This is a genomic window from uncultured Gimesia sp. (genome assembly GCF_937919775.1).
Taxonomy (GTDB): Bacteria; Planctomycetota; Planctomycetia; order Planctomycetales; family Planctomycetaceae; genus Gimesia.
This window is the reverse complement of record NZ_CALFPF010000092.1, coordinates 1-5249: the sequence shown is the minus strand read 5'-3', so window position 1 is coordinate 5249 and position 5249 is coordinate 1. Positions and strand designations below refer to the sequence as shown.

The 5249-nt window shown below is 50.1% G+C and carries 3 protein-coding genes; 2 read left to right on the top strand and 1 reads right to left on the bottom strand.

Translation table 11 applies throughout. The features are described 5' to 3' along the window. Positions 1 to 1118: 1118 nt before the first annotated feature. Complete coding sequence (locus Q0294_RS02425; RefSeq protein WP_299460561.1) at positions 1119 to 1748, bottom strand: CerR family C-terminal domain-containing protein; 630 nt, start codon at positions 1746 to 1748, stop codon at positions 1119 to 1121. A 346-nt stretch (positions 1749 to 2094) separates the two neighbouring features. Here Q0294_RS02425 and Q0294_RS02420 point away from each other — a divergent pair, with 346 nt between their 5' ends. Together Q0294_RS02420 and Q0294_RS02415 are read left to right on the top strand one after the other, a co-directional pair. Then, positions 2095 to 3498, top strand: a complete 1404-nt coding sequence (locus tag Q0294_RS02420) for an HlyD family efflux transporter periplasmic adaptor subunit (protein ID WP_299460559.1) — start codon at positions 2095 to 2097, stop codon at positions 3496 to 3498. Continuing rightward, the coding region (locus Q0294_RS02415) for an efflux RND transporter permease subunit (protein WP_299460557.1) at positions 3495 to 5249 on the top strand (1755 nt) is incomplete at its 3' end. The genes Q0294_RS02420 and Q0294_RS02415, both read left to right, overlap by 4 nt.

Here is a 5249-nt window from a genome sequence, read left to right as displayed (position 1 = left end):
ACCTTCAGGATCATGAAGTCGAAATCAACATGAGACCGAAATAACATTCGAACAATCAGTGAAACTGTAGAAATCTGTTAGAAGACGCTGGTAAATTACTGAAGCCGGGATCAGCTTCCAATAGCACAATCAAATATTCACAACAGACTATAGGTGCCACTCTTGTCGCCTCCGCCAAATCGCGGTGCTGTTTGTCACGATATTCCAGTCATTTTTGTGAGAGTTCTCGACAACCATATGCCGCAACATGCTGGTGATCTTTTCCCATGGTGACTTCACCCCAAAATTACTGCCTACCTTGGAAGAGCCATTTCAGACGGCGCTGAAGCCCTGCGTATCGTTGCCGAAAGGATGTGAATATTCCCAGACGCGAGAACTCGCGCGAATATGACTGTAATATTGTGACAGATCGCTCGGGTACTTGTCTGTGGTATGCCCGCTATTTTGATTTTGTGAAATTCTCACGAGTAATATAATTAAAGATCTACTACGGGGCGAGTGAAGAATCTTTGCCTGAATAAGTCAATAGATCCATTGATAAGACGTGCTGCCGACTGCCAAGGCTAGAGTCAAAGGATCAAGCGTAATTCTGCAAAAACGTATGAGATTACGGGACGAGTTTGACGTCCGTTTTATGGTTGATTTAATCGCACGTTCCAAAGCCCGTCCAGACGAGAATTGTTTGGTCGAGTCTGAATTCGTAAAAACGCACGAGTTCTCAGAACATGTTTTGGAGTCAGCGAAACCGGTAGTTTTATCGAAATTCCGAACTACGGATGAGTTGATGCGAGAGCGGCAGCCAGTAGGTGAAGGCAAACGACCAAGATCACCGGGCGGGGCAACACAAGTGATCGTTGAAAACTTCAAACCTGAAACAAGGCGAACAAAACCCGAAATGTGATGTCAAACGCAACTGGTATGGACCCACTTGCTTTGCCGAAGCCGTTGTTGGTCTGGGACATCTGCATGACCGATTTACCTGCCCCGCCAGGACGAAGACTGGCATCATTTTGTCAACCAGCTGATTGATCAGAAACGTGACTGTATCAGCTTTCGAGTGCATACACTGATCGATCTTGACCGACAGGATGTGTTGGTAACACATTCTAAGTGACAGGTTAATCACGTTCATCAGAATAATCGCGAATCGCTGCCAGTGTGACTCGTAGAATGTGGTCGGTGATACGGGAGACTGTAAATTTACGATATTCACTGGGAGAGATCACCAGGCGATCCATCTGCTGGCCGAACTGGAAGTGCATGCATTGTCCAATGATACTGATTGCGAGCAGGTGCTGTTCAATCCTGGGAGCCCCTGCAGGAAGCAGCTCTGCGATTAAAGCATTGAGCCGATCAAACATGGGTTTGGCATGAGATCGTGCGATCTGGGCGGTTGCTTCTGTTGGCTCCAGAATCTCGCGAAACATCAGCATTTCTTCCGGAGTCGACCGGCTACGGTCACTCATTGAGACTTCCAGCATTTCGCCGATGAACTTTCGGAGGCGATCTTCCGGCGGAGCCGTTTCGTCGACAGTTGGTTCCTGCATTTCTCCGATAACTGTACGGTTGGCCTGTTCAACAGCCGCGATGTATAACCCCTCCTTGCCGCCAAAGTGATACCGGACGGCGTTCAAGTTGACTTCTGCACGTGCGCAGATATCGCGTAAATTTGCATTATCTAAGCCTTTCGCGGCAAATTCCACGATCGCAGCCTGGAGAAGTCGTTGAGGGGTATCCTGGTTCTGCACTTTATATGCTTCAGTCTAAAAGGGGCCAATTCGCTACATGGGTTTTCTCTGATATTTATTATAATACACTTGTATTAAATAGGGAACCGGCGTACGATTTAATACATCTGTATTATTTATTGCAGAGACATGCACCAGTTATTCATGCACCAGCAGTTCATTCCCTGGCCAGGAGTGAGACAACCACTCGATTCATCTGACTATATGCGAGATCAACGTGCAGAGCAAATCACTTCCAGTCAAGATTGATGAAATCAGCCAGCAGAATGCAGACCATACACGCGGGGATTGTGATTCCCAGCCTGGTCAAAGAAAATCTGCTTTCTCGATCAGGCAGCTGATCCCCGTGTTTGCTCGCTCTCTGGTTTCGCTCCTGCTGATTTGTGGGAGTCTTGTGGTATTTATTTCTTTAAATGCCGGCCGACATACGCCGGTTCGTGAGCAGGCTGCCCCCAGGCAACCCATTGTCGAAACTGTCGCTGTCCAGCCTGCTCTCAGTGGAATCGATTTCAAAGTCGATGGCGTGGTGATTCCGTTTAAGCGGATTGAGGTTCCAGTCGAAGTTTCCGGAGTGGTTTCGGAGCGCTCAGAAAAATGCCGCATCGGCCATTTTATCGAAAAAGAAGACGTACTCGTACAGATCGCGTCGCGCGAGTATCAGCTCGAAGTACGTCAGCTGGAGGAACAGCTGGAACAGGCAGAAGCGAGCCTGAATGAGCTGGAACTGAATATCGCGTCGCGAGAACGGAAGGTCGTTATCGCACAGGAAACCCTGAAGATTAAAAGCCGCGACCTGGCCAGAATGAAACAACTGAATTCGCGAAACGTGGTGACTGACACGGATGTGGATGCGTCTCGACTGGAAGAACTTGAATCCCGTAATTCATCGCAGTTGGAGCTCGATCAGTTAGAGATGGAAAAGGCAACACGTACGCGACTTAAGAGTTCACGGGATCTTGCTGCAGTTCAGCTGGAACGAGCCCGTTTTGATGAAGAGCGTTGTACGGTGCGTTCCCCGATTTCAGGAGTGATCACGCAGGAACCCGCTGAAGAAGGTGTGTTTCTCCAGCGTGGCGCAACGGTCGCTACGGTTCAGGATGTTTCGACCATGGAAATCCGCTGCAGTCTGAATATGCGACAGATGAAATGGCTTCTGAACAGCAGAGAAGTTCACTCGGCTGGCTCGACAGGCAGTGGCTTGTCTTCGGCGGCCAATATGTATCGAATTCCTCCGACTCCCGTAACGGTTCAGTTTGAAGTAGACGGAACCGAAAATTCCTGGGAAGCCACGCTGGTTTCCTTTGACGGAGCGGAAGTTGATCGCCAGACACGTCTGGTTTCCTGCCGCGTTTACGTTCGACAATCCAAAGGGCATGCGAATTCAGCCAGTGTGAATTCGCATGATCAGCAAACGCCGCAGGTTTCGTTAATGACGGGCATGTTTGTCAAACTTCTGGTTCATTCCAAGCCACAGTCTGAATTACTGCAGATACCAGAAGCCGCACTCAATCCGGGAGATGAAGTCTGGGTTGTGACTCCCGTTGAAGCAGCACAGGAGACCAGTTCGAGTCAGGATTCTCAATTGACTTCAGGTTCGCTGCGTCGCGTTCATGTACGTGTTGCCCATTCAGTGGGCGATATGATTCTGGTCTATGCGGGTGATTTGTTAAATGTAAAGGACCAGGTGGTTGTGTCTCCGCTCAATGCTCCTGTAAACGACATTCTGGTACAGTTCAGGGAGGCCAAATGAAGTCATTTGTACGTTGGGCGATCTCCAATTCGCCGGCTATGAACATCATCATGATCGCGGTGATTCTCACGGGGACGGTCTGTCTGCAGTCTCTGAACCGGGAGACATTCCCCGAATTTGAACTCGATGTCATTTCGGTATCTGTTTCCTATCCAGGTGCCTCTCCGGAAGAGGTCGAAGAGGGGATTTGCCAGAAAATCGAAGAAGCGGTCAGGTCGGTTGACAGTGTCAATAAGGTAACGTCAACGGCATCAGAAGGGCTGGGGACTGTCTCGCTGGAACTGCGTTCCGATGTAACCAATCGCGACAGGGTACTCAATGATGTCCGTTCCGCCGTGGACCACATCACCAGTTTTCCGGCACTGGCCGAAGACCCGGAAGTCAAACTGACCGAACAAAGTGAGCAGGTCATTCGCGTGGGAGTCGTTGGTCCGAAAGATGACAGCGAGCAGGCTCAACTGATGTTGAGGAAAGTGGCTGAATATGTCCGCGAGGACTTGCTGCAGTTAAAAGGGATATCTGAAGTTGAGCTGTCTGGTGACAAGGATTATCAGATTGATATCGAAGTCTCCGAAGCCACCCTTCAGTCTTACGGTCTGACGATCCAGCAGATTGCGGAAGCGGTCCGACGCGAAAATAATGATACTCCCGGTGGTACGATTCGCTCAGAGTCTCAGGAAGTATTGTTGCGGGGACACAACCGGCGCTTGACAGGAGATGAAATCGAATCGCTGCCTCTGATAACACAACCCGGCGGAGCTGTTTTGACGGTGGGCGACGTCTGCAAGGTCAAAGATGGATTTGCGGACACGACGTCGATCAGTGAAATCGATGGACGCCCTGTGCTCGTCCTGTCGGTCATGCGGAATCCCAGGGAAGACCTGCTGTCGATGGTCGATACGGTGTATGACTATATCAACAACAATGAACTGCCTCCCGGGTACCAGCTTAAAACGTGGGGCGACCGTTCGATTGAAGTGCGTGGCCGCATTGATTTGCTGGTCAAGAACAGCTGGCAGGGGTTGATCGTGGTTTTTCTCGTTCTTGCCGCGTTTCTCGAATTGCGGCTGGCATTCTGGATTGCCATGGGGATTCCTTTTTCGCTGCTGGCAACGGCAGGTTACCTGCTGCTGACCGGGCAGACATTAAATATGATCTCGATGTTTGCCTTTGTGATGGCACTGGGGATCGTGGTCGACGATGCCATTGTGGTGGGTGAAAATATCTACACGCACCGGCAGATGGGAAAGTCCCTTCTCAAAGCTGCTATCGACGGCACGGTTGAGGTCGTTCCCTCTGTAATGGCTTCAGTCTCGACTACCGTGATTGCCTTCATGCCGCTGCTTTTTGTTTCCGGGACCCTGGGGAAAATCGTCTGCGTTTTACCAACGGTGCTGATCGCGATGCTGATTGTGTCACTCATCGAATGTATGACGATACTTCCCTGCCATCTCGCGCACAGAGACAGTATCGTGTTTCGTTTGTTTCACCATATGTTTTATGCTGTCGCGTGGCTTCTGATACCGTTGCACTGGCTCAATCAGCTCGCGTCAACAATTCTGAAATTCGTGATCGAGAAAATCTATCGACCGTCCTTGCCGTGGGTGATGCAGAATCGAATGATCTTTCTCGCCGGTTGTGTGTCGGTCTGGATCATCTCGATCGGACTCGTCTCTTCCGGGCGGACTCCTTTTGTCTTCTTTCCCAAACTCGCCAGTACTTCCATTCAGGCATCGGTGACTTTTCCCGAT